Annotated in this window: 20 protein-coding genes; 11 read left to right on the top strand and 9 right to left on the bottom strand. The window is 71.6% G+C overall.

Annotation, left to right across the window (positions count from 1 at the left end):
* Positions 1–6 precede the first annotated feature (6 nt).
* On the bottom strand, positions 7–1,164 hold the full coding sequence (locus CVO96_RS18175) for an ABC transporter permease (RefSeq protein ID WP_103313851.1): 1,158 nt from the start codon (positions 1,162–1,164) through the stop codon (positions 7–9).
* A 70-nt stretch (positions 1,165–1,234) separates the two neighbouring features.
* Here CVO96_RS18175 and CVO96_RS18170 point away from each other — a divergent pair, with 70 nt between their 5' ends.
* Complete coding sequence (locus CVO96_RS18170; protein ID WP_103313850.1) at positions 1,235–1,774, top strand: glycosyl-4,4'-diaponeurosporenoate acyltransferase CrtO family protein; 540 nt, start codon at positions 1,235–1,237, stop codon at positions 1,772–1,774.
* On the opposite strand, the gene CVO96_RS18165 is transcribed toward CVO96_RS18170, so the two are convergent.
* From CVO96_RS18165 to CVO96_RS18135, 7 genes are all read right to left on the bottom strand, one after another.
* Positions 1,771–3,069 carry a glycosyltransferase gene (locus tag CVO96_RS18165; protein ID WP_103313849.1) on the bottom strand — a complete coding sequence of 433 codons (1,299 nt, stop codon included), beginning with the start codon at positions 3,067–3,069 and terminating at the stop codon, positions 1,771–1,773. The two genes, CVO96_RS18170 and CVO96_RS18165, sit on opposite strands and share 4 nt — an antisense overlap.
* 131 nt (positions 3,070–3,200) lie before the next feature.
* Positions 3,201–4,334, bottom strand: coding sequence for an FAD-dependent oxidoreductase (locus tag CVO96_RS18160; RefSeq protein ID WP_103313848.1), 1,134 nt, complete (start codon positions 4,332–4,334; stop codon positions 3,201–3,203).
* Between the two features lie 4 nt (positions 4,335–4,338).
* Complete coding sequence (locus CVO96_RS18155) at positions 4,339–5,088, bottom strand: class I SAM-dependent methyltransferase (protein ID WP_103313847.1); 750 nt, start codon at positions 5,086–5,088, stop codon at positions 4,339–4,341.
* Between the two features lie 13 nt (positions 5,089–5,101).
* Positions 5,102–6,238 carry a type III polyketide synthase gene (locus tag CVO96_RS18150; protein ID WP_103313846.1) on the bottom strand — a complete coding sequence of 379 codons (1,137 nt, stop codon included), beginning with the start codon at positions 6,236–6,238 and terminating at the stop codon, positions 5,102–5,104.
* 110 nt (positions 6,239–6,348) lie between these two features.
* Positions 6,349–7,506 (bottom strand): acyl-CoA dehydrogenase family protein, encoded by a 1,158-nt coding sequence (locus CVO96_RS18145; RefSeq protein WP_103313845.1) that lies wholly within the window; start codon positions 7,504–7,506, stop codon positions 6,349–6,351.
* Positions 7,507–7,525: 19 nt separating this feature from the next.
* Positions 7,526–8,785 (bottom strand): MFS transporter, encoded by a 1,260-nt coding sequence (locus CVO96_RS18140; protein ID WP_103313844.1) that lies wholly within the window; start codon positions 8,783–8,785, stop codon positions 7,526–7,528.
* A 95-nt stretch (positions 8,786–8,880) separates the two neighbouring features.
* The gene (locus CVO96_RS18135; protein WP_103313843.1) at positions 8,881–9,912 is read right to left on the bottom strand and encodes a LacI family DNA-binding transcriptional regulator; all 1,032 of its coding nucleotides are present in this window, start codon (positions 9,910–9,912) and stop codon (positions 8,881–8,883) included.
* A gap of 252 nt (positions 9,913–10,164) precedes the next feature.
* On the opposite strand from CVO96_RS18135, the gene CVO96_RS18130 reads away from it, so the two are divergent.
* The 10 genes from CVO96_RS18130 to CVO96_RS18085 all read left to right on the top strand — a co-directional run bounded on the left by CVO96_RS18130 (position 10,165) and on the right by CVO96_RS18085 (position 20,386).
* Entirely contained in the window at positions 10,165–11,505 is a 1,341-nt protein-coding gene (locus CVO96_RS18130) for an ABC transporter substrate-binding protein (RefSeq protein WP_103313842.1), read from the top strand.
* 93 nt (positions 11,506–11,598) lie between these two features.
* A complete protein-coding gene (locus tag CVO96_RS18125) occupies positions 11,599–12,525 on the top strand; it encodes a carbohydrate ABC transporter permease (RefSeq protein WP_103313930.1) in 927 nt (308 codons plus the stop codon).
* A gap of 1 nt (position 12,526) precedes the next feature.
* Positions 12,527–13,402 carry a carbohydrate ABC transporter permease gene (locus CVO96_RS18120; protein WP_103313841.1) on the top strand — a complete coding sequence of 292 codons (876 nt, stop codon included), beginning with the start codon at positions 12,527–12,529 and terminating at the stop codon, positions 13,400–13,402.
* Between the two features lie 74 nt (positions 13,403–13,476).
* On the top strand, positions 13,477–15,009 hold the full coding sequence (locus CVO96_RS18115; protein WP_103313840.1) for a mannitol dehydrogenase family protein: 1,533 nt from the start codon (positions 13,477–13,479) through the stop codon (positions 15,007–15,009).
* Between the two features lie 95 nt (positions 15,010–15,104).
* Positions 15,105–15,872: an SDR family NAD(P)-dependent oxidoreductase gene (locus CVO96_RS18110; RefSeq protein WP_103313839.1), complete on the top strand. Its 768-nt coding sequence runs from the start codon at positions 15,105–15,107 to the stop codon at positions 15,870–15,872.
* A gap of 34 nt (positions 15,873–15,906) precedes the next feature.
* Positions 15,907–16,980 carry an NAD(P)-dependent alcohol dehydrogenase gene (locus CVO96_RS18105; RefSeq protein WP_103313838.1) on the top strand — a complete coding sequence of 358 codons (1,074 nt, stop codon included), beginning with the start codon at positions 15,907–15,909 and terminating at the stop codon, positions 16,978–16,980.
* A complete protein-coding gene (locus CVO96_RS18100; RefSeq protein WP_103313837.1) occupies positions 16,970–18,496 on the top strand; it encodes an FGGY-family carbohydrate kinase in 1,527 nt (508 codons plus the stop codon). The genes CVO96_RS18105 and CVO96_RS18100 overlap by 11 nt, the downstream gene beginning before the upstream one ends.
* Before the next feature lie 46 nt (positions 18,497–18,542).
* Positions 18,543–19,337 carry a thymidylate synthase gene (locus CVO96_RS18095; RefSeq protein WP_103313836.1) on the top strand — a complete coding sequence of 265 codons (795 nt, stop codon included), beginning with the start codon at positions 18,543–18,545 and terminating at the stop codon, positions 19,335–19,337.
* The gene (locus CVO96_RS18090) at positions 19,334–19,822 is read left to right on the top strand and encodes a dihydrofolate reductase (RefSeq protein ID WP_103313835.1); all 489 of its coding nucleotides are present in this window, start codon (positions 19,334–19,336) and stop codon (positions 19,820–19,822) included. The genes CVO96_RS18095 and CVO96_RS18090 overlap by 4 nt, the downstream gene beginning before the upstream one ends.
* 333 nt (positions 19,823–20,155) lie before the next feature.
* A complete protein-coding gene (locus CVO96_RS18085) occupies positions 20,156–20,386 on the top strand; it encodes a hypothetical protein (protein WP_133161846.1) in 231 nt (76 codons plus the stop codon).
* A gap of 533 nt (positions 20,387–20,919) precedes the next feature.
* Here CVO96_RS18085 and CVO96_RS18080 read toward each other — a convergent pair.
* A complete protein-coding gene (locus CVO96_RS18080; RefSeq protein ID WP_103313833.1) occupies positions 20,920–21,867 on the bottom strand; it encodes a hypothetical protein in 948 nt (315 codons plus the stop codon).
* Between the last annotated feature and the right edge of the window lie 130 nt (positions 21,868–21,997).

The following is a 21,997-nucleotide window of genomic DNA, read 5'->3' as shown; positions in this document are numbered from 1 at the left end:
CGGGGGCTACAGGCGCCCCAGCGCTTCCGTGATGGGCAGCCGGCCTGCCAGCCGCGCGGGGATCAGGGCGGCGAGCAGGCCCATGACCACGCCCACGCCCAGCGCCAGCAGCGCCAGTCGGCCGGTCAGCGCGGCGGCGTCGATGCCCGCCAGGCCGCGCGTGTAGACGTTGATCCCTGCAATCCCGGCCCACCCCGCGAGCAGGCCGACGACGCCGGCCAGCCCCGAGAGCAGCAGGCTTTCCACGAGCACCAGGGAGCTCACGAACGCCGGCCGGGCCCCGATGGCCCGCAGCGTGCCGAATTCGCGCACCCGCTCGAAGACGCCCATGGCGACCGTGTTCGCCACCGCCAGCCCGCCCACGATCAGCGCCACCAGCGAGAGCCCGAAGCGCGCGACGTCCGTGATCCGCAGCACCCGCCCCACCAGGGCCAGCACGTCGCCGCGCGTCTGGGCGTCCAGCCGGAGCTGGGCCCCGAGGCGGGCCGCGACCGCCGGCGCCTGGGCCGGGTCGCGCAGGGTCAGGGCCACCAGCGAGACCCGGCCGGGCACGTGCCCGGCCCGCTGCAGGGTGCCCAGCGGCAGGAAGGTGAAGGTGTCGGTCAGGCCCTGGCCGGCCGCCAGCACCCCCACCACCCGCACGGGCGTGCCCAGGACGTCCACCCGGCCGCCGACCCCCACGCCCGCGTTCCGCGCGGCCCGCGCGCCCAGCACCGCCACCGCCCGGCCCTCGTCGGCGGCCGCGAGCAGGCGCCCCTGTCCGGCCTGCACGCCGGTGAACAGCGCCCCGATGCCCTGAACCGCCGGCACCCCGTAGAACACCGCGCTCTGCGCCGGATCGAGCGACTGACGGATCAGGGTGACCACGGGCGTGACCTGCGTGGCGCCCAGCTTTAGCGCCAGAGCCCGGACGGCCTGCACGCTGGCCTCGTCCAGCGTCGGGGGCGGCAGTAGCCCGCGCGAGGTGCCGTCCAGCGACACCTGCACGTCCGGCCCGACCGAGCGGAACTGCTGCGTGAAGACCTGCCGCAGCCCCTCGCCCAGCGACAGGAAAACCACCATGCCCCCCAGCGCGACCGCCAGCCCCAGCGCGGTGAGTAGCGAGCGGGCCGGCCGGCGGCTCAGCCCTCGCCAGGCCAGCCGCAGGAGGTCGGGGGCGGTCAAAGCCGTGCCTTCATCCCCGCAGGGTAGAGCCTCAAGCTGAGTCCGACCGTGCGGGCTATGCTCGGAGCCGATGAAGCGGCCGTCCCCACAGGTGAGCCGGCGGCTGGCCGCGGGCCTAGCCGGCGCGCTGGGCGTGGCGGGCCTGACTGGACGGCTCACGGCGTTCCGGGGGCCGCTGTTCGCGGTGGCCCTGCACGCCCCGCTGATGCGCTGGGCGGTGGACGCCCTGCCGGCGCTGGAGCCGGAGCTGCGTGGGCGCTGGTTCCGGGTCAGGCCCTGGGAGGCGCCCCTGTACCAGCGGCTGGGCGTGTACCCCTACCGCCGCCTGCTGCGCGCGGTCGGCTGGGAGCGCTTCCGGCAGGGCGCCCTGGGCTTCGACGGTACCCGCGCCTCACTGCTCCGCTACGAGCGCGCCACCCGCGAGGCGGAGACGAACCATCTGCTGCTGGGCGCCCTGGGGCTGGGGGTGGCGGCCGGGGCGGTGGCGAGGCGGGCCTGGGGCACGGCCGGCTGGCACCTGGCCGTGACCGCGCTGCTGCACGCCTATCCGGTCATGCTGCAGCGCACGCTGCGGGCGCGGCTGGGGCGGCTCAGGCGACCCACCAGTTAGCCCGCCCCCCCCGGTGAAGTCAGCACCGGCCCCCCCGTGCGGAGCAGCACCTCCAGCAGGTCGGCGGCCTCGCGCGGCGCATTGTGGGCGCGCAGGGCCGCGCCCAGGCGGGCGGCGTTCAGGCGGGGCGCGGGGTCGTTCAGCAGCCTGAGCACGGCCGCGCGCACCTGCTCCGGGCGCGGCGAGCGGGTGCCCAGGCGCAGGCCCACCCCAGCCACCTCGACCCGGCGCGCCACCTCCGACTTGTCCTCGGTGGTGCCCGCCACGGCCACCGGCAGGTCGTGCAGCAGCGCCTGCTGAACCCCGCCGTACCCCCCGTTGCTGACATACACGCGGGCGTGCGGCAGCAGGGCGGAGAAGGGTACGAAGGGCGCCGTGCGGGCGTCGGCGGGCAGGGCGCCCAGCAGGGCCGGGTCGCGCACCCCGGCCGCCACGACCAGCACCTCCTCGCCCGCCAGGCCGCGGATGGCCGGCAGGATCAGGTCACGCGGATCGGTGGCGAGCGTGCCCTGCGTGACCACGACCACCGGGCGGTGGGCGCCGGTCACGTCGCCCCACCAGTCCGGCAGGATCAGGCCCGGCGGCGTGGGCGGGATCAGCGGCCCGATGAAATGCAGCTGCGGCGGATGGTCGCTCAGCGGGTACTCGAAGGCGCGGGCGGTGGCCTGCAGCATCAGGCTGGGGGCGGTGGGCGGCTCGAAGGGCCGGGCGGGCAGCCCCAGGCGGCGGTAGAGGGCGCCGACCTCGCGGCTGGAGTCGCCGAACACGACCGCCTGGGTGGCCCAGCGCAGCGCCCGGTTACGGGCCCGGCCCAGCCGCCCGCCGCGCGGCGCCAGCCCCAGCCCGAAGGGGGCCGCGTCCCGGCTGTGGATGCCCAGCGGCAGCACCCCCAGCAGCGCGCAGGGCGGCCCGCCCAGCTCCTCCAGGAGCAGCGCCGCGTTCAGCGTCTGATCGGCCAGGGTCACGTCCCAGGGCCACTCGCGCGCCAGCGCCTGCAGATCGCGCAGACCGTCCTCGATGCCGCCCACGAAGATGTGGCGGATGTCGAACTGCACCTGCCGGAGTCCCGACCGGGCGTCCCGGCCGGGAAAGGCGGCCCCGAAGGCCGCATCGTCGAAGTCGCGGGCCAGCGTGAAGGGCTCGAAACGGGCGCCGGTGTCCCGCACCCGCGCGGCGTACTTGCGGCCCGTGTACCAGCGCACCTCGTGGCCGCGCCGGACGAGTTCCCCGGCAATCGGCAGCAGCGGGTACAGGTGCCCGGCGATGGGCTGCGAGGCGATCAGGAGACGGGCCATTACGGCAGCCCACCCGGGCGGGGCTGGAGCGCCTTGGACTTCGGGAGCCGGAACTTCACAGCACATCATGGCAAGTCCGGCGTCCGCGGGGGCCTGGCCGAGAAACTGAAGTTCCCCGCGTGCCCCTGGGCTTACAGCCCGCGCATGGTGAACGCCTGGGCCAGCGCCGCGCGGGCGGAGCCGGCCAGCAGGGCGCGCAGCAGGGTCGCGCGCAGGGTTCCCTCAATCCCCGCCAGCGGGCGGCCCAGCCACATGTTCAGCTCGGCCTGCCGCGCCGCCTGCCACGCCGAGTGGCGCCGGGCGGGGCCGTACTCCGCGAGGGGGGCCGAGTCGCCGGCCAGCGCCCTGACCAGACGCGGCGCCAGGTCGCGGGCGTCCAGCCAGCCCAGGTTCATGCCCTGCCCGCCGATCGGGCTGACCTCGTGCGCGGCGTCGCCGGCCAGCAGCACGCGGCCTGATCTGAAGCGCGGCGCGAGGTGGCGCCTGACCTCGAAAGCGCTGAGCATGGTGCAGTCCCCGGCCGGGACATGCAGGCCGGTGCGGGCCGCGAGCAGGGCCGTCAGCTCGTGGGGCGCGGCGCCTTTCCTGAGGGCCGGCGTCTGGGCCACCCAGCGGCGCCGGCCGCCCGGCAGCGGGAAGGACTCGACCACGCCGCCCGCGCTGAGGGTAATCGCGGCGCTCGCCCCGTAGGCGGTCGTGTCGGGAAAGTCGCCCATCAGGTAGGTCATGGGGTAGGGGCCGCCCGGGAAAGAGAGCCCGGCCGCCTCGCGGATCAGGCTGCGCCGCCCGTCGGTGCCCACGACAAAGCGGGCGCGGAGCTCCCGCGGGGCCGCCTCCCCGTCCTGTACCTGCAGGCAGACGTGGGGGCCGCCGTCCCGCACCTCTAGCACGCGCACGCCGCGGCGCAGCGCGTCCCCGTGGGCGGCGTTCAGGTGGGCCTCCAGGATCGTCTCGGTCTCGCGCTGCGGCAGGGCCAGCACGTAGGGATGCCGCGCCGAGACGCCCTCGAAGCTCAATTCGCCCAGCAGCCCGGAGGGGCCGCGCACCACGCCCCGGCGGATCGGCACCCCGGCCGCGACCATCTCGCTCCCCAGCCCGAGCTCGTCGAAGGCCTCCAGCGCGGGCGGATGCAGCCCGACGGCGCGCGAGTGCGGGCTGATCGCCGGGCGCTGTTCGAGCACCTGCGCGCGCAGGCCCGCGCGGGTCAGCAGCAGCCCCAGGTACAGCCCGACCGGCCCGCCGCCCACCACAGCCACGTCCAGCATGTCCCTACGTCCCATTCGGCGCGCGCCAGGTCAGCAGGTTGCGGAAGGGGAACTGCCGCCGCGCTTCCCAGCCGGGCGGGGCCACCTCCGCCAGCTCCGCGTGCGTGTACGACCGGCGGATCGAGCGCAGGCCGTCCACGTGGATGAACGAGCCGCCAAACCCCCGCGCCGTGCCCACCCGGAAGGCCGCGTAGGCCAGGGGATGCCGCTCGATGTCGCTGTGGATCGCCAGACCGCTACACAGCGCCTCGGTGTCGGCCAGCAGCGCACGGAATTCCTCGGGCTGCAGGTGGTGGAGCAGGTGGTTGGAGACCACCACATCGAAGCGCTCGCCCCCCGCGCGCAGCTCCCCGCTCATGGCCGTCCGGAACGTCAGCCCCGGCGGGGTGGGCTGCGCCCGCGCGAAGGCGATGGCGCGGGGGTCGGCGTCCAGGCCGACGATCCGCAGCTGCAGCCCGTCGCGGGCGGCCCAGGCCATCAGCCGCCGCGAGATGTCGCCCCCCCCGCAGCCGATGTCCAGCAGCCGGGCGCCGCCGGGGCGGATCAGCCGGGGCCGCAGGTCACGCGTGTACACCCGCCGCCAGCCCGACACCACCAGGTTCACGCGGTCGAAGTTGGCGTAGGTGCGGCTCAGCGCCGCCGGGTCGGCGTGCGGATCGTCCATCAGCTCGCGCAGCCCGGCGGCGCGCTCTCCCCAGCCGGCCCAGCCGGAGCCCTCACGGGTCACCCGGCGGTCTGTGCCCACCTGTTCCATCAGTTCAGCCCCATCAGTCCAGGCCGGTGCAGGCGGTGAACAGCCCCGACTCCACGGTCAGGCCCGGCCCGAAGGCCAGCGCGCAGACCCGCTCGCCGTCGCTGGCCGCCTCCAGCACGTCCTGCAGGATAAACAGCACGGTCGCCGAACTCATGTTGCCGTGGCGGCGCAGCACCTCCCGCGAGGGGGCGAGCTGCTCGTCGCTGAGGTTCAGGCTGCCCTGCACCTTGTCGAGGATCGAGCGGCCGCCCGGATGGATGGCCCAGCGTTCCACCTGCGCGGTGGGTGCGCCCGCCAGCACGCGGTCGCGCTCGAGCAGGGAGAGCAGCACCGGCTGGATGTTCGCCTCGATGATCTCGGGCACGTAGGTGCTGAGCACCATGTCGTAGCCCTGGTCGCCGATCGTCCAGGCCATGTCCTTCTCGCCCACGCCCTCGGGCGTCAGGGTGGTGCCCAGGGCGTCGATGCGCAGGGCGGGCGTGCCGGAGGCGGGCGGCCGGGCCGAGACCAGCGCGGCCGCCGCGCCGTCGGCGAAGACCGAGCTGGCGATCAGGGTGTCGGCGTCGTTGGCGGAGTGCATGTGGATGGTGCACAGCTCCGCGCACACCACCAGCACGACCGCGTCCGGATCGGCCTCGCAGAAGGCCTGGGCCATCCGCAGCGCCGGGAAGGCGGCGTAGCAGCCCATGAAGCCCACGTGGAAGCGCTGCGTCTGCGGACTCAGCCCCAGCGCGCGCACAATGGCGTAGTCCGGCCCCGGCGCGAAGAAGCCCGTGCACGACACGGTGACCACGTGCGTGATGTCGCGGGCCTGCAGGTGCGGGCTGGCCTCCAGCGCGGCGCGGGCCGCTCCCACGAACAGCGGCGTGGCGTGCTCGATATAAAAGGCGTTGCGCTCCCCGGTCGAGGGGGTCAGCATGCGCCCGGTCGCCGGATCGAGGAACAGGCCCGGCGCCTCGTCCGGCGCGAGGGCGAAATCGGGCACCACCGAGTACCGCTGGTCGATGCCGGAGTGGTTGTAGATGGAGGTGGTGAGCCGCTGGCCCAGCCGGTCGAGTTCGGGCTGGGCTTTGATCATGTCCCGGATGCGCGCCTGCGGATAGGCGTGGGGGGGAAGCGCCGTGCGCAGCGCGTGCAGGAAGACAGACATATCGCCAGTCTAGGGGCCGAATCTGACGCCTATTTTCCGGTTTCTTAAGCCGGGTGCAGGAATGGGGGAAGCCTAAAGTAGGCGTTCCAGCTATTGCCCTGTGGCCTCCGCTACACAGGTGGCCCTGCGGCTCCGCTCAGCAGGCTCCGGCCATAGGACGTGAGCGCCGGCTCGTCGCCGGGCGGGTGGGTGAGCCCGGCGCGGGCGTCGCGCAGCAGGCGCTCCAGGGGCAGCGCGCCGGTCAGGGCGCCGCCGCCCGCCGTCCGCACCGCCTGATCGGTGGCGCTCACCGCCGCGTTCGTGGCGACCACCTTCGCCGCGCCGAGCAGCGGCAGGGCGTCCTCGCCCGGGGCTCCGTCCCAGGCCGCCGCCGCGTGGAGCAGCAGCGACCGCGCCGCCAGCAGCTCCGCCCCGATGCGCCCGACGCTCTCCTGCACGCGTCCCAGCGTGGCGATCGGCTCGCCCAGGGCGGTCGGCACCCGGTTCCGGGCGTAGGCGATCAGGGCGTCGCGGGCGGCCTCGCCCACGCCAAGGTAGGTCGCGGCGACGGCCGCCTGGAACCACGCGCCGCTGGCCGGGTGGGCCGGGCCCGGTGGGGCGTACAGCGCCCCCGGCGCCTGCTCGAAGATCAGGTCGTGGCTGCCGCTGCCGCGCAGGGCCAGGGCGCCCTGCCAGGTGGGCTCCACGCGCACGCCCGCGCCCTGCAGGTCGATCCAGAAGCGGCCGGTCTGACCGTCCGGGGTGGCGGCGCTCACCAGCCCCCAGCTCAGCGCCCGCGCGCCGGTCGACCACGTCTTGCGGCCGGTGATCCACCACTGTCCGTCCTGCCACGTGGCGGCGGTGCGCGGCCGCCCCCCGCGCGAGGGGCTGCCCAGTTCCGGCTCGCTCGCCAGGGCGTTCAGCAGTTCGCCCCGCCGGCCGGCCCCCGCCAGCCCCTCCAGCAGCGGCTCTGGCAGGGTGCGTCCCTGGAAGGCCGCGCCCGTCACGTGCCCGTGCATCGCCAGCACCAGCGCGAGGCTGGCGCCCCGGCGCCCCAGCTCCAGCTGGGCCCGGGCGAAGGTGCTCAGGGTCGCGCCCAGGCCGCCATACGCCGTGGGCAGGGTCAGGCGGGTGTAGCCGCTCTCCCGCAGCGCCCGGGCCGCCGCCGGGGTCACGTCCTGCGCCGCCTCGCAGGCGTCCACGTGCTCACCGATGGCCTGGGCGGCGTGGGCCACGACCTCCGCCTGCTCGGGCGTGAAGGGGGCGGGTGCCGGGAGGGTCGCCGTCATGGCTGCACGCTAGCGCGCCTCAGGCGGGACGCGCGGCCCGCCGCGCCGGCGCCCGGATGCCCAGCGCCAGCACGCCCGCCGCCACCGCCAGCGCGGCCGCCGCCAGGAAGGCCAGCGTGTAGGTGCCCGAGGCATCCCGCACCACGCCGCCCAGCCAGGAGGCCAGCGCCGCGCCGACCTGATGCGCGCAGAAGATCCAGCCGTAGACCGTGCCCACGTTCGCCCGCCCGAAGGTGTCGGCGGTGAGCGCGGTGGTCGGCGGCACGGTGGCGATGTAGTCCAGGCCGAACAGCACCGCGAAGGCCGTAAAGGCCAATCCCGGGGAGAGCAGGGGCAGCAGCGCCAGGCTCAGCCCGCGCACCACGTAATACAGCGCCAGCAGGGCGCGCGGATCGACCCGGTCCGTGAAGTATCCGCTCGCCAGGGTGCCCACGAAATTGAACGCCCCCATCAGCGCCAGCATCCCGGCCGCGAAGCCCGCGCTCAGGCCCACGTCGCTGCAGAACGCGATGAAGTGCGTGCCGATGATCCCGTTGGAGGTGAAGCCGCACACGAAGAAGGTCGCCGAGAGCAGCCAGAAGTCGCGGCTGCGGAGCGCCCGGCGCATCACGCCGGGATCGGGGGTCGGGGGGGGCGCCGGGAGGGCGTGCGTGTCGCCGTCGGGCTGCAGGCCCACCCCCTGGGGCGTGTCGCGCAGCAGCGCCCAGACCAGCGGCGCGAGCGCCAGTGCCAGCCCCGCGATCACCAGCGTGCCGCCCGCCCAGCCCACCCTCCCCGCCGAGGCGGTCAGCAGCGGGATGAACAGCAGTTGTCCGGCGCTGGTGGCCGCGCCGAAGAGGCCCACCACCAGCCCGCGCCGGCGCACGAACCAGCGGGTCGCCACCACGCCGCCCAGCACCGAGCCCACCAGCCCGGTGCCCAGGCCGCTCATGAGGCCCCAGCTCAGGTGCAGCGCCAGCGCCGAGCGCGCCAGGGTGCTCAGGCCGAAGCTCAGGGCCACCAGCCCCAGCCCGGCGGTGGCCACCCGGCGCGGCCCGAACACGTCCATCAGGCGGCCGGCCAGCGGCGCGGCCAGCCCGAAGACCAGCAGGCCCAGCGCCACCGAGAACGAGAGCGTGGCGCGGCTCAGTCCCAGACCCTCTTCCATGGGCAGCAGGAACACGCCGGGCGCCGAGCGGGCGCCGGCCGCGAGCAGCAGCGCCAGCACCGTGACGCCCACGATCACCCAGCCGTAATAGAGGCGGGGCGCGGGCGTCCTGAAGGGCTCAGGCGGGGTCATGGGCCTGGGTCACAGGCTCAGTCTAGAGGGCCCGCGGGCGCGCCGCCGCCGGATCTGGACAGGCGTCTGGACAGCCGCCGCGAAGTCCCGGCCGCTCACCGGCTGGAGACCAGCCCCAGCGAGGGCGCGGCGCAGCTGCCCCGCACGATCAGCCGGGCCGGGAAGGTCTCGTGTGCCCCCGCCGGCGCGGGGCGGCCCTCCAGCTGCGCGAGCAGCCGGCGCACGCTGGCGGTCGCCATGTCGGCGGCCGGCTGCTCCAGCACCGTGATGGGCGGCTCGACCAGGGCCGTCCAGGGGTAGTTGTCGAAGGTGATCAGGCTGAGGTCCGCCGGGATGCTCAGGCCCCGCTCGCGGATGGCGCGGTAGGCCCCGACCGCCTGCGTGCCGGTCAGCGCGATCAGGGCCGTGGGCGGGGCGGGCAGGGCCAGCAGTTCGTGGGTCAGGGCGTAGGCGGTGTCCTCGGTCAGCAGCGTGACCCGCTGGTACTCGGGGGGCACGCTCAGGCCCAGGGCGTTCATGGCCTCGGGGAAGGTGCGGCTGCGCTCCTCGGGGTGGATGACCGGGTGGTAGGTGCCCAGCGCGGCGATCGCGCGGTGGCCCAGGCCATGCAGGTAGCCCACCGCCTCGGACATCGCGCGGGGGTTGTCCAGGGTCACGCTGGGGTAGGGGCTGTGGGGCGGCCGGTAGTCGTACTGCACGACGCAGGTGCCGCGCGCCGAGAGCCGCGCCAGGTAGTCGCCGCTGTCCATCCCGTAGCCGGGGCGCAGCATGATGCCGCCCACCCGCTGCCCGTACAGCCGCCGCAGTTCCTCCAGCTCCCGCGCGGCGGAGTACTCGTTCTCGGAGATGATCAGGGTGTAGCCGGCGCCGGCCAGCGCGTGGGCGGCGGTGCGCGCGAACTGGGCGAAGAACGGCTCCAGGATCGAGGCCACGATGAGGCCAATGGTGGTGCTCTGCCCCCCGCGCAGGCTGCCGGCGCGCTGATCGGGCTCGTAGTGGAGCTGCTCGATGGCCTGCTGCACCCGGCCCAGGGTCTCGGGCGTGAGCTTGTCGGGCTCGCGCAGGGCGCGCTTGGCGGTGGTGGGGGAGACGCCCGCCAGTCGCGCGACGTCCTGGATGGTGGGCATGGCGCCAGTGTAGGCTATGGAGGCGCGCAAACCACGTGAAGGTGGTCACGAGCTCATTGAACCGGGTTCAGTGTTTTCACCGTTTCACTAGACAACGCCGGCCCGGTGTGGTTCACTGATGGCCACGAGACCATTTCAAGAGTGTTCAGGTGGAGCGGCCACCTGGCCCGCCCGGCACGGCTGTGTGCCCGGAGCGACTGCCCCGCGCCGTGCTCACGCCGTCAGCCCCTGGGCGGCCCCGGAGGAACACCCATGAAACGTCCCCTGCTGCTCAGCCTTGCCCTGACCGCCGCCGCCGTCGCCACGACGGGCCTGGCCGCCTCCACCATCACCATCGCCACCGTGAACAACCCCGACATGGTGACCATGCAGGGGCTCACCCCCGAGTTCAACAAGAAGTACCCGGACATCACGGTCAAGTGGGTCGTGCTGCCCGAGAACGAACTGCGCCAGAAGATCACCCTGGACGTGGCCTCCGGCGCGGGATCGTTCGACGTCGCCACGGTGGGCGCCTACGAGGTGCCGATCTGGGCCAAGAACGGCTGGCTCGATCCGCTGACCCCCATGTTCGCCAAGAACGCCGAGATCGCCAGGAGCTACAACGTCAACGACATCATCCCCGGCGTCCGCACGGCGCTCACGGTGAACGGCAACCTGTACGCCGTGCCCTTCTACGCCGAAAGCTCGATGACCTTCTACAACAAGGATCTCTTCAAGGCCGCCGGCCTCACCATGCCGCAGAACCCCACCTGGCAGCAGGTGCAGGGCTTCGCCGCCAAGATCCACAAGCCCGCCAGCGGCGTGTACGGCATCTGCCTGCGCGGCCTGCCCGGCTGGGGCGAGAACATGGCCTTCTTCACCACCATGGTCAACACCTTCGGCGGGCGCTGGTTCGACAACAACTGGCAGGCCCAGCTGAACACGCCGGCCTGGAAGTCGGCCATGACCTTCTACGTCGACACCCTCAAGAAGTACGGCCCCCCCGGCGCCACCTCCAACGGCTTTACCGAGAACCTGACGCTGATGAGCCAGGGCAAGTGCGGGATGTGGGTCGACGCCACCGTGGCCGCCGGCTTCCTGAGCGACCCCGGCTCCTCCAAGATCGTCAAGAGCGTGGGCTTCGCCAACGCCCCGGTCGGCACCACGCCGCGCGGCAACGCGTGGTACTGGAGCTGGAACCTCGCCATTCCCAAGTCCACCAAGCAGGAGGACGCGGCCTTCAAGTTCATCACCTGGGCCACCAGCCCCGAGTACATCGCGCTGGTCGCCAAGACCAAGGGCACCTGGGCCTCGGTGCCCCCCGGCACCCGCACCAGTACCTACAACAACGCCAACTACAAGAAGGCGGCCGGGGCCTTCAGCTCGCTGGTGCTCAGCTCCATCACCAAGGCCGACGTCACCAAGGCGACCAAGGATCCCGTGCCTTACACCGGCATCCAGTACGTCGCCATCCCCGAATTCCAGGCGCTGGGCACTCAGGTCGGCCAGTACCTCGCCGGCGCCCTGAGCGGCCAGGCCACCATCGACCAGACCCTCAAGCTGGCGCAGGACGCCGCCAATAAGACCGCCAAGGAAGGCGGCTACCAGAAGTAAGCCCGGAGCCGTACGCGGGCGGGAGGAGGGAGGCGTGCCTTGGCCCCCTCCTCCCGCCCGCCTTCTTCCCGCTCCCCGCCGGAGGTGAAGTTCATGACCGTCGCTGCCACACCCACCACGGTGACCACCACGGCGCCCACGCCCAAACGCGGGCTGCGCCTGACCCCCGCCGCGCTGATCTGGCCGGCCCTGCTGTACCTGATCACGACCACCCAGGTGCCGTTTTTCATGACGGTCTACTACTCGTTCTTCCGCTACAACCTGGTCGAGCCGGACAACCGGCCCTTCGTGGGACTGGCGAACTACGCCAACCTGCTCACCAATCCCGAGAACTTCCGCATCGTGGTCAACACCCTGGTGCTGGCGCTGGGCACGCTGCTGCTGACCCTGATCATCGGCGGCGCCATGGCCCTGCTGCTCAACCGCGACTTTCCCGGCCGGGCGCTGCTCCGCACCGTCATGATCAGCTCCTTCCTGGTCATGCCCATCGTCACGGCCGTGATCTGGAAGAACATGCTGCTCAACCCGGTCTCGGGCTTCTTTTCCTGGGTCACGCTACGGCTCGGGCTGCAGCCGGTGGATTTCCTGGCGCAGTATCCGATGGGCAGCGTGATCGCCATGATCACCTGGGAATGGATGCCGTTCGCCATGCTGATCCTGCTCACCGGCCTGCAGAGCCTGCCCGACGACCAGCTCGAGGCCGCGCGGCTCGACGGCGCCTCGCCGCTGCAGGAGTTCCAGCACATCGTCCTGCCGCACTGGTCGCAGGCCATCCAGGTGGTCGTGCTGATGGAGACCATCGCGCTGCTTCAGGTGTACGGCGAGATCTACGGCTCGACCTCCGGGGGGCCGGGGCTGGCGACCACAAATTTGCCCTACTTCATCTACCAGAAGGCCTTTGCCGAGTACAACATCGGGCTGGCCAGCGCCGCCGGGGTGCTGACCGTGGTGCTGACCAACATCCTGGCGGTGTACCTGCTGCGCTTCATGAGCCGCAGCAAGTCGAGCCTGGGAGGCTGACATGACGACCCTGCCGACCGTCCGCCCCGCCGCTCCGAAACCGGCCGCTCCCCGCCCCACCAGCCAGCGCCACGCGCTGCGCAACGGCCTGCTCACCGCGCTGACCTACCTGATCGCGCTGGCCTTCCTGTTTCCGCTCGTCTGGATGATCCTGGCCGCCTTCAAGACCGAGGCCCAGGCCTTCGCCACCCCGCCGGTGTTCGTCTTCACGCCCACCCTGGAGAACTTCGAGAAGGCCCTGGGCGGCTACTTCCCGGCGCTGAGAAACAGCCTGATCGCGGCGCTGGGCTCCACCCTGGCGGCGTTCGCGCTGGGCCTGCCGGCCGCCTTCGCGCTGGCGGTCTACCCGACCCGGCGAGCCCAGGGCGTGCTCACCTGGATGCTGAGCACCAAGTTCATGCCGGCGGTGGGCGTGATCGTCCCGCTCTTCTTGATCTACCGCAACCTGGGGCTGCTCGACACCCTGCCGGGCCTGATCCTGATGTACACCACCATGAACCTGCCGCTGGTGGTCTGGATGATGCACTCCTACATGACCGAGATCCCGCAGGCCATCTACGAGGCGGCCAAGGTCGACGGCGCCTCGGTGAGCCGGGAGTTCTTCAACATCGCGCTGCCGCTCTCGCTGCCCGGCATCTTCGCCACCGCGCTGCTGTGCCTGATCTTCGCCTGGAACGAGGTCTTCTTCGCCCTGAACCTGACCAACTCGGACGCCGCGCCGCTGAGCGTGTTCATCGGCTCCTTCAAGACCAGCCAGGGGCTCTTCTGGGCGCAGCTCTCGGCCGCCGCCACCCTGACCGTGCTGCCCGTGCTGATCTTCGGCTGGATCGCCCAGCGCCAGCTCGTGCGCGGTCTGAGCTTCGGGGCCGTGAAATAGGCGGCTCCGGGAGCCCGCCCCGCACACCCTTCCCGGGCCCAGCCCGTTCCACGTTCCCGGAGTCCGGAGTCCCCATGACCGTCAAACTCAACCGTGCGGCCCTGTCCACCCTGGATCAGCGCGTTGCTGTGCCCCAGTACGATCCCAGCGCGCTCACCTCCGGCATCGTCCACTTCGGGGTCGGCGGCTTCCACCGCTCGCACGAGGCGATGTACCTCGACCGGCTGCTGGGTGCGGACGCCGCTGGATCGGCACAGTGGGGCATCTGCGGCGTGGGCGTCATGCCCGGCGACGCCCGCATGCGGGACGTGCTGGCCGCGCAGGATCACCTCTACACCCTGGTCTCCCGCGCGCCCGACGGCCACGCCGAGGCCCGCGTGATCGGCGCCCTGCACGAGTTCCTGTTCGCGCCCGACGATCCCGAGGCGGTGCTGGAGAAACTGGCGAGCCCTGAGACGCGGATCGTCTCGCTCACCGTCACCGAGGGCGGCTACGGCACCGACAACGCCACCGGCGAGTTCGATCCCTCGGGGGCCGACTTCCAGCATGACCTGACGCCCGGGGCCGTGCCCCGCACGGTCTTCGGCTACGTCACCGAGGGGCTGCGGCGCCGGCGGGAGCGCGGCCTGCGGCCCTTCACCGTCCTGTCCTGCGACAACATGCAGGGCAACGGCCACGTGGCGGGGCAGGCCTTCGCCACCTTCGCCCGCCTGAAAGACCCCGAACTGGGCGAGTGGGTGGCCCGCGAGGTCGCCTTCCCCAGCTCGATGGTCGACCGCATCACGCCCGTGACCACCGAGCAGACCCGCCAGGAGGTCGCCCGCGAATTCGGCGTGGACGACGCCTGGCCGGTGGTGGCCGAGGCCTTTACCCAGTGGGTACTGGAAGACCGCTTCACCCTGGGCCGGCCCGCGCTGGAGACGGTCGGCGTGCAGCTGGTGCCGGACGTCGAGCCCTACGAGCTGATGAAACTGCGGCTGCTCAACGCCTCGCATCAGGCGATGGGCTGCCTGGGCCTGCTGGCCGGTTCCACCTATGTCCACGAGGTCTGCGGGCAGCCGGACTTCGTGGACTTCCTGCTGGGCTACATGGCGCGGGAGGCCACGCCCACCCTGCGCCCGGTGCCGGGCATCGACCTGGCCGCCTACCGCGCAGAGCTCATCGAGCGCTTCGCCAGCCCGGCCATCCGGGACACCCTGGCCCGCCTGATCGTGGACGCCTCCGAGCGCATCCCCCGCTTCCTGCTGCCGGTGGTGCGCGCGCAGCTGGACGCCGGCGGCGAGATCGCCCGCTGCGCGCTGGTGGTCGCCTCCTGGGCGGCCTACATCGAGGCGGTGGACGGGGGGCGCTTCCCGGCGCTGAGCGACCCGCGCGCCGCCGAGCTGCAGGGCGCGGTGCGCCGTGAGGCCCGGCAGCCGGGCGCGTTCCTGGAGCTGCGGGCCGTGTTCGGCGAGCTGGGGCAGAGCGCCCGGTTCCGGGCTGCCTACCTCGCGGCGCGCGCGAGCCTGCAGAGCGACGGCCCGCTGGGCGCGCTGCAGCGCCTCGCCCGCGACGTCCCCACGGCGTCTGCGGTGCGGGCGTCCGGCGGCGTGAAGACCCCGTCCTGAGGGCTCCATCGAACCCATCTGATCCGCCCGCCTGAGTCCGCTCCGCCCCTCTCCCCGGCCGGCCCAGCTTCCGGCCCCACCACAAGGACTCGCCCATGACCCAGCTCCCCACTCCCCCCCAGATCCTCGACCTGTTCCGCCTCGACGGCCGCCACGCGGTGGTGACCGGCGCTGCCCAGGGCATCGGCTTCGAGATCGCCCGAGGGCTGGCCCAGGCCGGCGCCCGCGTGACCATCGCCGACCTGAACCCCGACGTGGGCACCGAGGCGGCCCAGGGCATCGGCGCCGCGTTCGAGGTGCTCGACGTCACCGACGCGGCCGCGGTGGCCGCGCTCGCCGCCCGGCTGCCTGACGTGGAGATCCTGGTGAACAACGCCGGGATCGTGCGCAACACGCCCGCCGAGTCCACCCCCGACGAGGACTGGACGGCCGTGATGCGGGTCAACCTCGACGGCGTGTTCTGGTGCTGCCGCGAATTCGGGCGCCCCATGCTCGCGCGCGGTAAGGGCGCCATCGTCTCCACCGCCTCCATGAGCGGGATGATCTCGAACCACCCGCAGCCGCAGGCGGGCTACAACGCGAGCAAGGCGGGCGTGATCCACCTGACCCGCTCGCTGGCGGGCGAGTGGGGGGGCCGGGGCGTGCGCGTGAACGCGGTGGCGCCCGGTTACACCGCCACGCCCCTGACCCGGCGCGGCCTGGAGACGCCCGAGTGGCGCGACACCTGGCTGAAGGAAACCCCGATGGGCCGCCTCGCGGAGCCCGCCGAAATCGCCCCGGCCGTGCTGTACCTCGCCTCCGACGCGTCGAGCTTCGTGACCGGGCACACCCTGGTCGTGGACGGGGGGTACACGTGCTGGTGAGTCCAATGCCGGTGAGCAGAGGAGAGAATAGACCATGACCTCCGTCTCCTCGAAAACGGCCGTCCTGACCGTCCACCGCACGCTGGCCTGGGAGACCCGCGAGGTCGCCGCCCCCGGCCCCCGCGAGGTGCGCGTGCGGGTCGGGCGCATCGGCGTGTGCGGCTCCGACGTGCACTACTACACCCACGGGCGCATCGGCCGCTTCGTGGTCGAGGGGCCGCTCGTGCTGGGCCACGAGGTCAGCGGCGTGGTAGACGCGGTCGGGGCGGGCGTGACCCGCGTGAGGCCCGGCGACCGGGTGGCGCTGGAGCCCGGCTACCCCTGCCGGCGCTGCGCCTACTGCAAGTCCGGTGCCTACAACCTCTGCCCCGAGATGACCTTCATGGCCACGCCGCCCGTGGACGGGGCGCTCAGCGAGTACGTGCTGTGGCCCGACGACTTCGTGTTCCCGGTGCCCGACTCGGTCTCGGACGACGCGGCGGCGCTGCTCGAGCCGCTGGCGGTGGGCGTCTGGGCCGCGCGCAAGGGCGAGGTGCGCCCCGGGTACTCGGTCGCGGTGCTGGGCGCCGGCCCCATCGGCTGCACCACGATCATGGCGGCGCGGGCGGCGGGCGCCACGACCATCATCGCGGTCGATCTGGAAGACTTCCGCCTGGAGCTCGCCCGCCGGGTCGGCGCGACCCACACCTTCAACGCCCGCAGCGGCGACGCGCTGGCCTTCATCCGCGAGCTGGGCGCGGCGCAAGGCGGCCTGCCGCTCTCGCACGGCGGGGTGGACGTGGCCTTCGAGACGGCGGGTTCGCTGCCCACCACCCGCCTGAGCATGAGCGCGCCCAAGCCGGGCGGCGTCGCCGTGCTGGTGGGCCTGCCCCCCGATCCCGAGGTGAGTCTGGACATCGTGGGCGCCGCCAGCCGCGAGGTGACCCTCAGGGGCGTGTTCCGCTACGCCAACTGCTACCCGGCCGCGATCGGGCTCGTCGCCAGCGGCGCCGTGAACCTGGACGCGCTGGTCACGCAGCGCTACGCCTTCGGCCAGACGCCCGAGGCCTTCGAGTTCGCCGACCGCGAGAAGCGGGCGTCCATGAAAGTGATGATCGATGTCGGCTGAGACGGGCCGAGACCTGCTGATCGGCGTGGACGTCGGCACCTATTCCAGCAAGGGGGTGCTGGTCGATCTGTCGGGCGCCATTCGGCGGCAGCACACGGTGCCCCACGGCATCGACATGCCGCACCACGGGCACGTCGAGCAGGACGCCGACCTCGTGTGGTGGGCCGACGTGCAGGCCATCCTGCGGGAGCTGCTGTCCGAACCGGGCACGGCCGGGCGGGTGGCAGGGGTCGCCTGCAGCGCCATCGGCCCGACACTGCTGCCGCTGGATGGGGCCGGAACCCCCCTGCGGCCCGGCATCCTGTACGGCATCGATACCCGCGCCCAGGCGCAGATCGAGGCGCTGGAGGCCGAGATCGGCGCCGACGCGATCTTCGCGCACAGCCACATGGCGCTGACCAGCCAGGCGATTGGCCCCAAGATGCGCTGGCTGCGCGAACACGAGCCGGAGGTCTGGACCCGAACCGCGATGCTCACCACCGCGAGCAGTTACCTGACCTTCCGGCTGACCGGCGAGCACGTCATCGACCACCACACCGGCGCCCACACCATGCCGCTGTACGACCCGCGCACGCGCTCCTGGACCGACCGCTACGCGGCGGCCGTGCTGGGCGACCGGCGCCTGGACGTCCTGCCCCGCCTCGCCTGGAGCGACGAGGTCGCCGGCCACGTCACCGCGCAGGCGGCGGCCGAGACCGGGCTGCGCGAGGGCACGCCGGTCGCCGTGGGCACGGTGGACGCGCTCGCCGAGGGCCTCAGCGTGGGCGCCTTGCAGCCCGGCGACCTGATGGTCATGTACGGCTCCTCGACCTTCTTCATCCTCGTGCAGGACGCCCCCACGCCCGACCCGCGCGTGTGGTCGGTCGGCGGCGCGTTCCCGGGGCAGGTCAACCTGGCCGCCGGCATGGGCACCACCGGCTCGCTGACCCGCTGGTTCGTGGATGAGTTCGCCCAGGAGCACGAGACCGCCGCCGCCTACGACACCCTGTTCGCCGGGGCGGCGGCCCTCGCCCCCGGCGCGGACGGCCTGCTCCTGCTGCCCTACTTCAGTGGCGAGCGCACGCCCATCAACGATCCGCGCGCCCGCGGCGTGATCGCCGGGCTGACCCTCTCTCACACCCGTGAACACCTCTTCCGAGCCGCGCTGGAGGGGGTCGGCTACGGCGTCCGCCACAACCTCGAGGCCTTCCGCGACCTGGGGGCCGACATCCGGCGGGTCGTGGCGGTGGGGGGCGGTACCCGGGGCCACACCTGGCTGCAGATCGTCTCGGACATCTGCGGGCTGGCGCAGGAGGTGCCGCAGGTCACGGTGGGCGCCTCCTACGGCGACGCCTTCCTGGCCGGGCTCGCGGCCGGCGTGCTGGAGCGGGATGACCTGAACACCTGGGTCAGGCCCGGCGAACGGGTGGAGCCCAATGGAGCCCTGAAGCCCGAGTATGACCGCCTGTACTCGCTGTACCGGGAGCTCTACACCCAGACCCGGGACACGGTGCACGCACTGGGCGGGGTGGGCTGAGCAGGCCGAGTCCGACTTGCTCGCCGTCTCCTACACTGGTCTCCATATGCAGTCCTACCTCGACCTGATGCGCCAGGTGCTCGAACACGGCGCCGTCAAGACCGACCGCACCGGCACCGGCACGCGCTCGGTCTTCGGCGCCCAGCTCAGATTCGACCTTCAGGCGGGCTTTCCGCTGGTGACCACCAAGAAGGTTCACCTCAAGTCCATCATCCACGAGCTGCTGTGGTTCCTGAAGGGGAGCAGCAACGTCGCCTACCTGAAGGACAACGGCGTGAGCATCTGGGACGAGTGGGCGGGGGCGGACGGCGAACTCGGCCCGGTCTACGGGGTGCAGTGGCGCAGCTGGCCCACGCCGGACGGCCAACACATCGACCAGATCGCGCAGGTCATCGAGCAGATCAAGTCCAATCCAGATTCCCGCCGCCTGATTGTCTCGGCATGGAACGTGGGCGAGATCGAGCAGATGGCCCTTCCCGCCTGCCATGTCCTGTTTCAGTTCTACGTGGCGGATGGGCGGCTGTCGTGCCAGTTATATCAGCGCTCCGCCGATCTGTTCCTGGGCGTACCCTTCAACATCGCCTCCTACGCCCTGCTCACCCTGATGGTCGCGCAGGTCTGCGGCCTGGAACCCGGCGAGTTCATCTGGACGGGCGGCGATTGCCACCTGTACAGCAACCACTTTGAGCAGGCCCGCGAGCAGCTGGGGCGTGAGCCCCGTCCCCTCCCGACCATGCACCTGAATCCGGACGTGAAGGATATCGACGCCTTCATATACAGCGATTTCAGCCTCACCGGCTACGATCCGCACCCGCGGATCAAGGCCCCGGTTGCCGTGTGAGCCCACGCCTCACCTTCGTCGTGGCGATGGCCGAAAACCGCGTGATCGGGAAGGATGGAGACCTGCCCTGGCGCCTGCCCGCCGACCTCTTCCACTTCAAACGGCTGACCTTGGGCAAGCCGGTGGTCATGGGCCGCAAGGTCTACGACTCGCTTCAGCGTCCCCTGCCGGAGCGGCACAACATCGTCCTGAGCCGCAACCCTGGGTACCATGCGCCGGGCTGCACCGTCGTGACGTCTCCCGATGCTGCCCTGGACGCCGCCGGAGACGTGCCCGAGGTCATGATCATCGGCGGCGAGGAGATCTACCGGCTGTACCTGCCTCAGACTGACCGCGTGGAGCTGACGCTCGTTCACGCGCAGATCGTGGGCGACACCTGGTTTCCCGAGCTGCCTGGCGAATGGAGAGAAGTCGCCCGCCGCGAGCGCCCCGCCGATGAGCGCAACCGGTATGACCTGAGCTTCCTGACGCTTGAACCGGCCTGAAGGCTGAGTGGGCACCGGGGACAGCACTGATTGGTGCGAAGGAACCCGATGAGTCTGGTGCTCCAGGATGACTGTTCCGTCCTGCGTGAAGCTGGCATGACGCCGTTTCCTGGCCATCGAAGAGGAAGCCATGACCTTTACAACGTGTTGGGCCAAGTGGTTGGAGAGAGGTGCCGACCACTGGCTTGTCAGAAGAGGTATAGACATAACGGGGCTTACAGATCACCTCAGCACACCCGGTCTGTATGTTTCCTTACTACTTCCTCTTGCTCCTCAATTCATTAATAGTAAATGATATCTCGGTCATTTCCAGCGTCCCGGATCCTCGACATGATGGGAGATCGCCGGGGGACGGTGGTGGTGAGCCTGAACACCGACGAGATGATCCTGATCGGCGAGAGCGTGAACCTGACGCCCTACGGGTGCTGGCAGGTGCTCGAGCGTCTGGACGAAATCTCCCCTGGGGTGGTGACCCTCCGCTGCTCACTCTGCAGTGACCTCAAGTGCACCCAGAGGGTTGAGAACCGGCCGGGAGCCGCGAGTACAACGCCGACATCGCCCTGAAGCCTGGCACTGGCCTCTACGGGTGCGCGGCGGGCCTGAACTGAAACTGATCCCAGCCCACCCGGCTGTGGCACCCATGTGCCTCACTCCTGCTGATGCGCTGGACTTCGCTGAAATCGTGAGGGGTTCATGGATGGTGATCCACAGCCCCTTCCACTTCATGGGGAAGCCGATGACGCAGCACCGGCAGACACTCATCCCGATCCGGGTGAGGGCACCTCGCACAGGACGGAGGTGGTGCGGGCGCAACGGGCCATTCCGAACGACCCCGCCGGTCATGGGTCGTGCCGGATCAGATGGACGCGGCGATGCGCTGGCTCGAGGTGCAGTTCAGCCCCTCCAGCCTTCAGACGGGCGGCACGATCCCTGGTTCGTGGGTGGGCGATGCCTGATGATGCCGTGCCTGACGAGCAGGAGCAGACCTCCAGCCAATGCCGCGTGCCCCTCCTTGAGGCCGTGGTTTGTCTTTCCTCCTCCTGGGCGCCGCCGCTGCCCGGCTCGGCCCGGCTTCTTGAACCCGGCCCTGTTGAAGTTCAGTACTGTTCCAGCAGGCGCTGGAATTCCTGACGGCCGTGCACGATGTCCAGCACATCGTCGCGGTACATGGATGTGAGCAGCGAGACGGCTTCCTCCTGGGGGAAGTTGAGCTTCTGGATCACAGTCCATACGTCCTGCACACCGTCCAGATGCCGGAGAAAGAGGTTGCCCCGGATGCCGGCCGGCGGCTGGCGCACATTGGAGGCGGGTTTGATCCGGGGCACGATGAACTTCAGGCCACTGATGGCGCCCTGTTCGATCAGCTCCTGCTCGATCAACTGCCGCACGGCGACCTGCGCCGCTTCCGCCTCCAGCCCGCTGAGGTGCACCACCCGCTGCAGGGAACGCCGACCATTAACCCAGCGCAGCAGCGCCCAGGCCTCCGAGGTGACGGTCACCGGCTGAACAACGCCTGCCAGCTGAAAGACACTGTCCAGAGGCAACGTTCCCTGAGCGGTGAGCGCCTCGGCCAGTACGTCCCCTCCGGGGATGGCGGCGCTGGGTACCGGCAGCGGCAGGCCGGGTGCGAAGTCATAGCGTTCAGGTCGGCTGCCCAGGACGCGCGGCAGGGCCGCTCTCGCCTGAAGGCGCAGGGCCGTTCTCAACTGCAAAGCGGTCAGGACGCGCATCCGAAGAAGCGTCTGTCCCAGCAGCCCGCCTGCCGTGAGCGCGGTTCTGAGCGCCTCTTCGTGCACCAGACCCTGCTCGAGCAGAACGGCGCCCAGGGCCCGGTCGCCCTGCACCGCGTCCAGCTTGCCGCCGTTCAGGTGCAGCGTGACCCCGGACGGGTGCAGCGTCAGGCGCCCTGTGAGCTGCTGGGTGATCAGGTAGCACAGGCACTCCTGAAAAGGCCAGCGGTCGTGGGTTTCCGAGAACGCTCCACGCGGCGCCTGCAGAGGGGGGAGGTGTGAAGCAGCCGGAACCGTCAGAACGGCAGAAGTCATACCTGAAGATCGGCACAGTGCGTCATGGGCAGGTCTTTGAAGAAGCTCACACCGAATCCCCTACAGCGCTCTGCCGCCCCGCTTCAGCACAGAGGCAACTCCGGGCACCATCACCTGGTCGCGGGCGCAC

Source organism: Deinococcus koreensis, assembly GCF_002901445.1.
Lineage (GTDB): Bacteria > Deinococcota > Deinococci > Deinococcales > Deinococcaceae > Deinococcus > Deinococcus koreensis.
This window is presented reverse-complemented; position numbering and strand designations above follow the sequence as displayed.

What these genes read in the sequence shown, in the direction of transcription:
- CVO96_RS18145 (WP_103313845.1), bottom strand. Translation starts at nt 7,506, where the DNA reads ATGACGGCGACCCTCCCGGCACCCGCCCCCTTCACGCCCGAGCAGGCG.
- CVO96_RS18135 (WP_103313843.1), bottom strand. Translation starts at nt 9,912, where the DNA reads ATGCCCACCATCCAGGACGTCGCGCGACTGGCGGGCGTCTCCCCCACC.
- CVO96_RS18095 (WP_103313836.1), top strand. Translation starts at nt 18,543, where the DNA reads ATGCAGTCCTACCTCGACCTGATGCGCCAGGTGCTCGAACACGGCGCC.
- CVO96_RS18115 (WP_103313840.1), top strand. Translation starts at nt 13,477, where the DNA reads ATGACCGTCAAACTCAACCGTGCGGCCCTGTCCACCCTGGATCAGCGC.
- CVO96_RS18140 (WP_103313844.1), bottom strand. Translation starts at nt 8,785, where the DNA reads ATGACCCCGCCTGAGCCCTTCAGGACGCCCGCGCCCCGCCTCTATTAC.
- CVO96_RS18080 (WP_103313833.1), bottom strand. Translation starts at nt 21,867, where the DNA reads ATGACTTCTGCCGTTCTGACGGTTCCGGCTGCTTCACACCTCCCCCCT.
- CVO96_RS18130 (WP_103313842.1), top strand. Translation starts at nt 10,165, where the DNA reads ATGAAACGTCCCCTGCTGCTCAGCCTTGCCCTGACCGCCGCCGCCGTC.
- CVO96_RS18150 (WP_103313846.1), bottom strand. Translation starts at nt 6,238, where the DNA reads ATGTCTGTCTTCCTGCACGCGCTGCGCACGGCGCTTCCCCCCCACGCC.
- CVO96_RS18105 (WP_103313838.1), top strand. Translation starts at nt 15,907, where the DNA reads ATGACCTCCGTCTCCTCGAAAACGGCCGTCCTGACCGTCCACCGCACG.
- CVO96_RS18120 (WP_103313841.1), top strand. Translation starts at nt 12,527, where the DNA reads ATGACGACCCTGCCGACCGTCCGCCCCGCCGCTCCGAAACCGGCCGCT.
- CVO96_RS18165 (WP_103313849.1), bottom strand. Translation starts at nt 3,069, where the DNA reads ATGGCCCGTCTCCTGATCGCCTCGCAGCCCATCGCCGGGCACCTGTAC.
- CVO96_RS18155 (WP_103313847.1), bottom strand. Translation starts at nt 5,088, where the DNA reads ATGGAACAGGTGGGCACAGACCGCCGGGTGACCCGTGAGGGCTCCGGC.
- CVO96_RS18160 (WP_103313848.1), bottom strand. Translation starts at nt 4,334, where the DNA reads ATGCTGGACGTGGCTGTGGTGGGCGGCGGGCCGGTCGGGCTGTACCTG.
- CVO96_RS18170 (WP_103313850.1), top strand. Translation starts at nt 1,235, where the DNA reads ATGAAGCGGCCGTCCCCACAGGTGAGCCGGCGGCTGGCCGCGGGCCTA.
- CVO96_RS18110 (WP_103313839.1), top strand. Translation starts at nt 15,105, where the DNA reads ATGACCCAGCTCCCCACTCCCCCCCAGATCCTCGACCTGTTCCGCCTC.
- CVO96_RS18085 (WP_133161846.1), top strand. Translation starts at nt 20,156, where the DNA reads ATGGGAGATCGCCGGGGGACGGTGGTGGTGAGCCTGAACACCGACGAG.
- CVO96_RS18125 (WP_103313930.1), top strand. Translation starts at nt 11,599, where the DNA reads ATGACCGTCGCTGCCACACCCACCACGGTGACCACCACGGCGCCCACG.
- CVO96_RS18100 (WP_103313837.1), top strand. Translation starts at nt 16,970, where the DNA reads ATGTCGGCTGAGACGGGCCGAGACCTGCTGATCGGCGTGGACGTCGGC.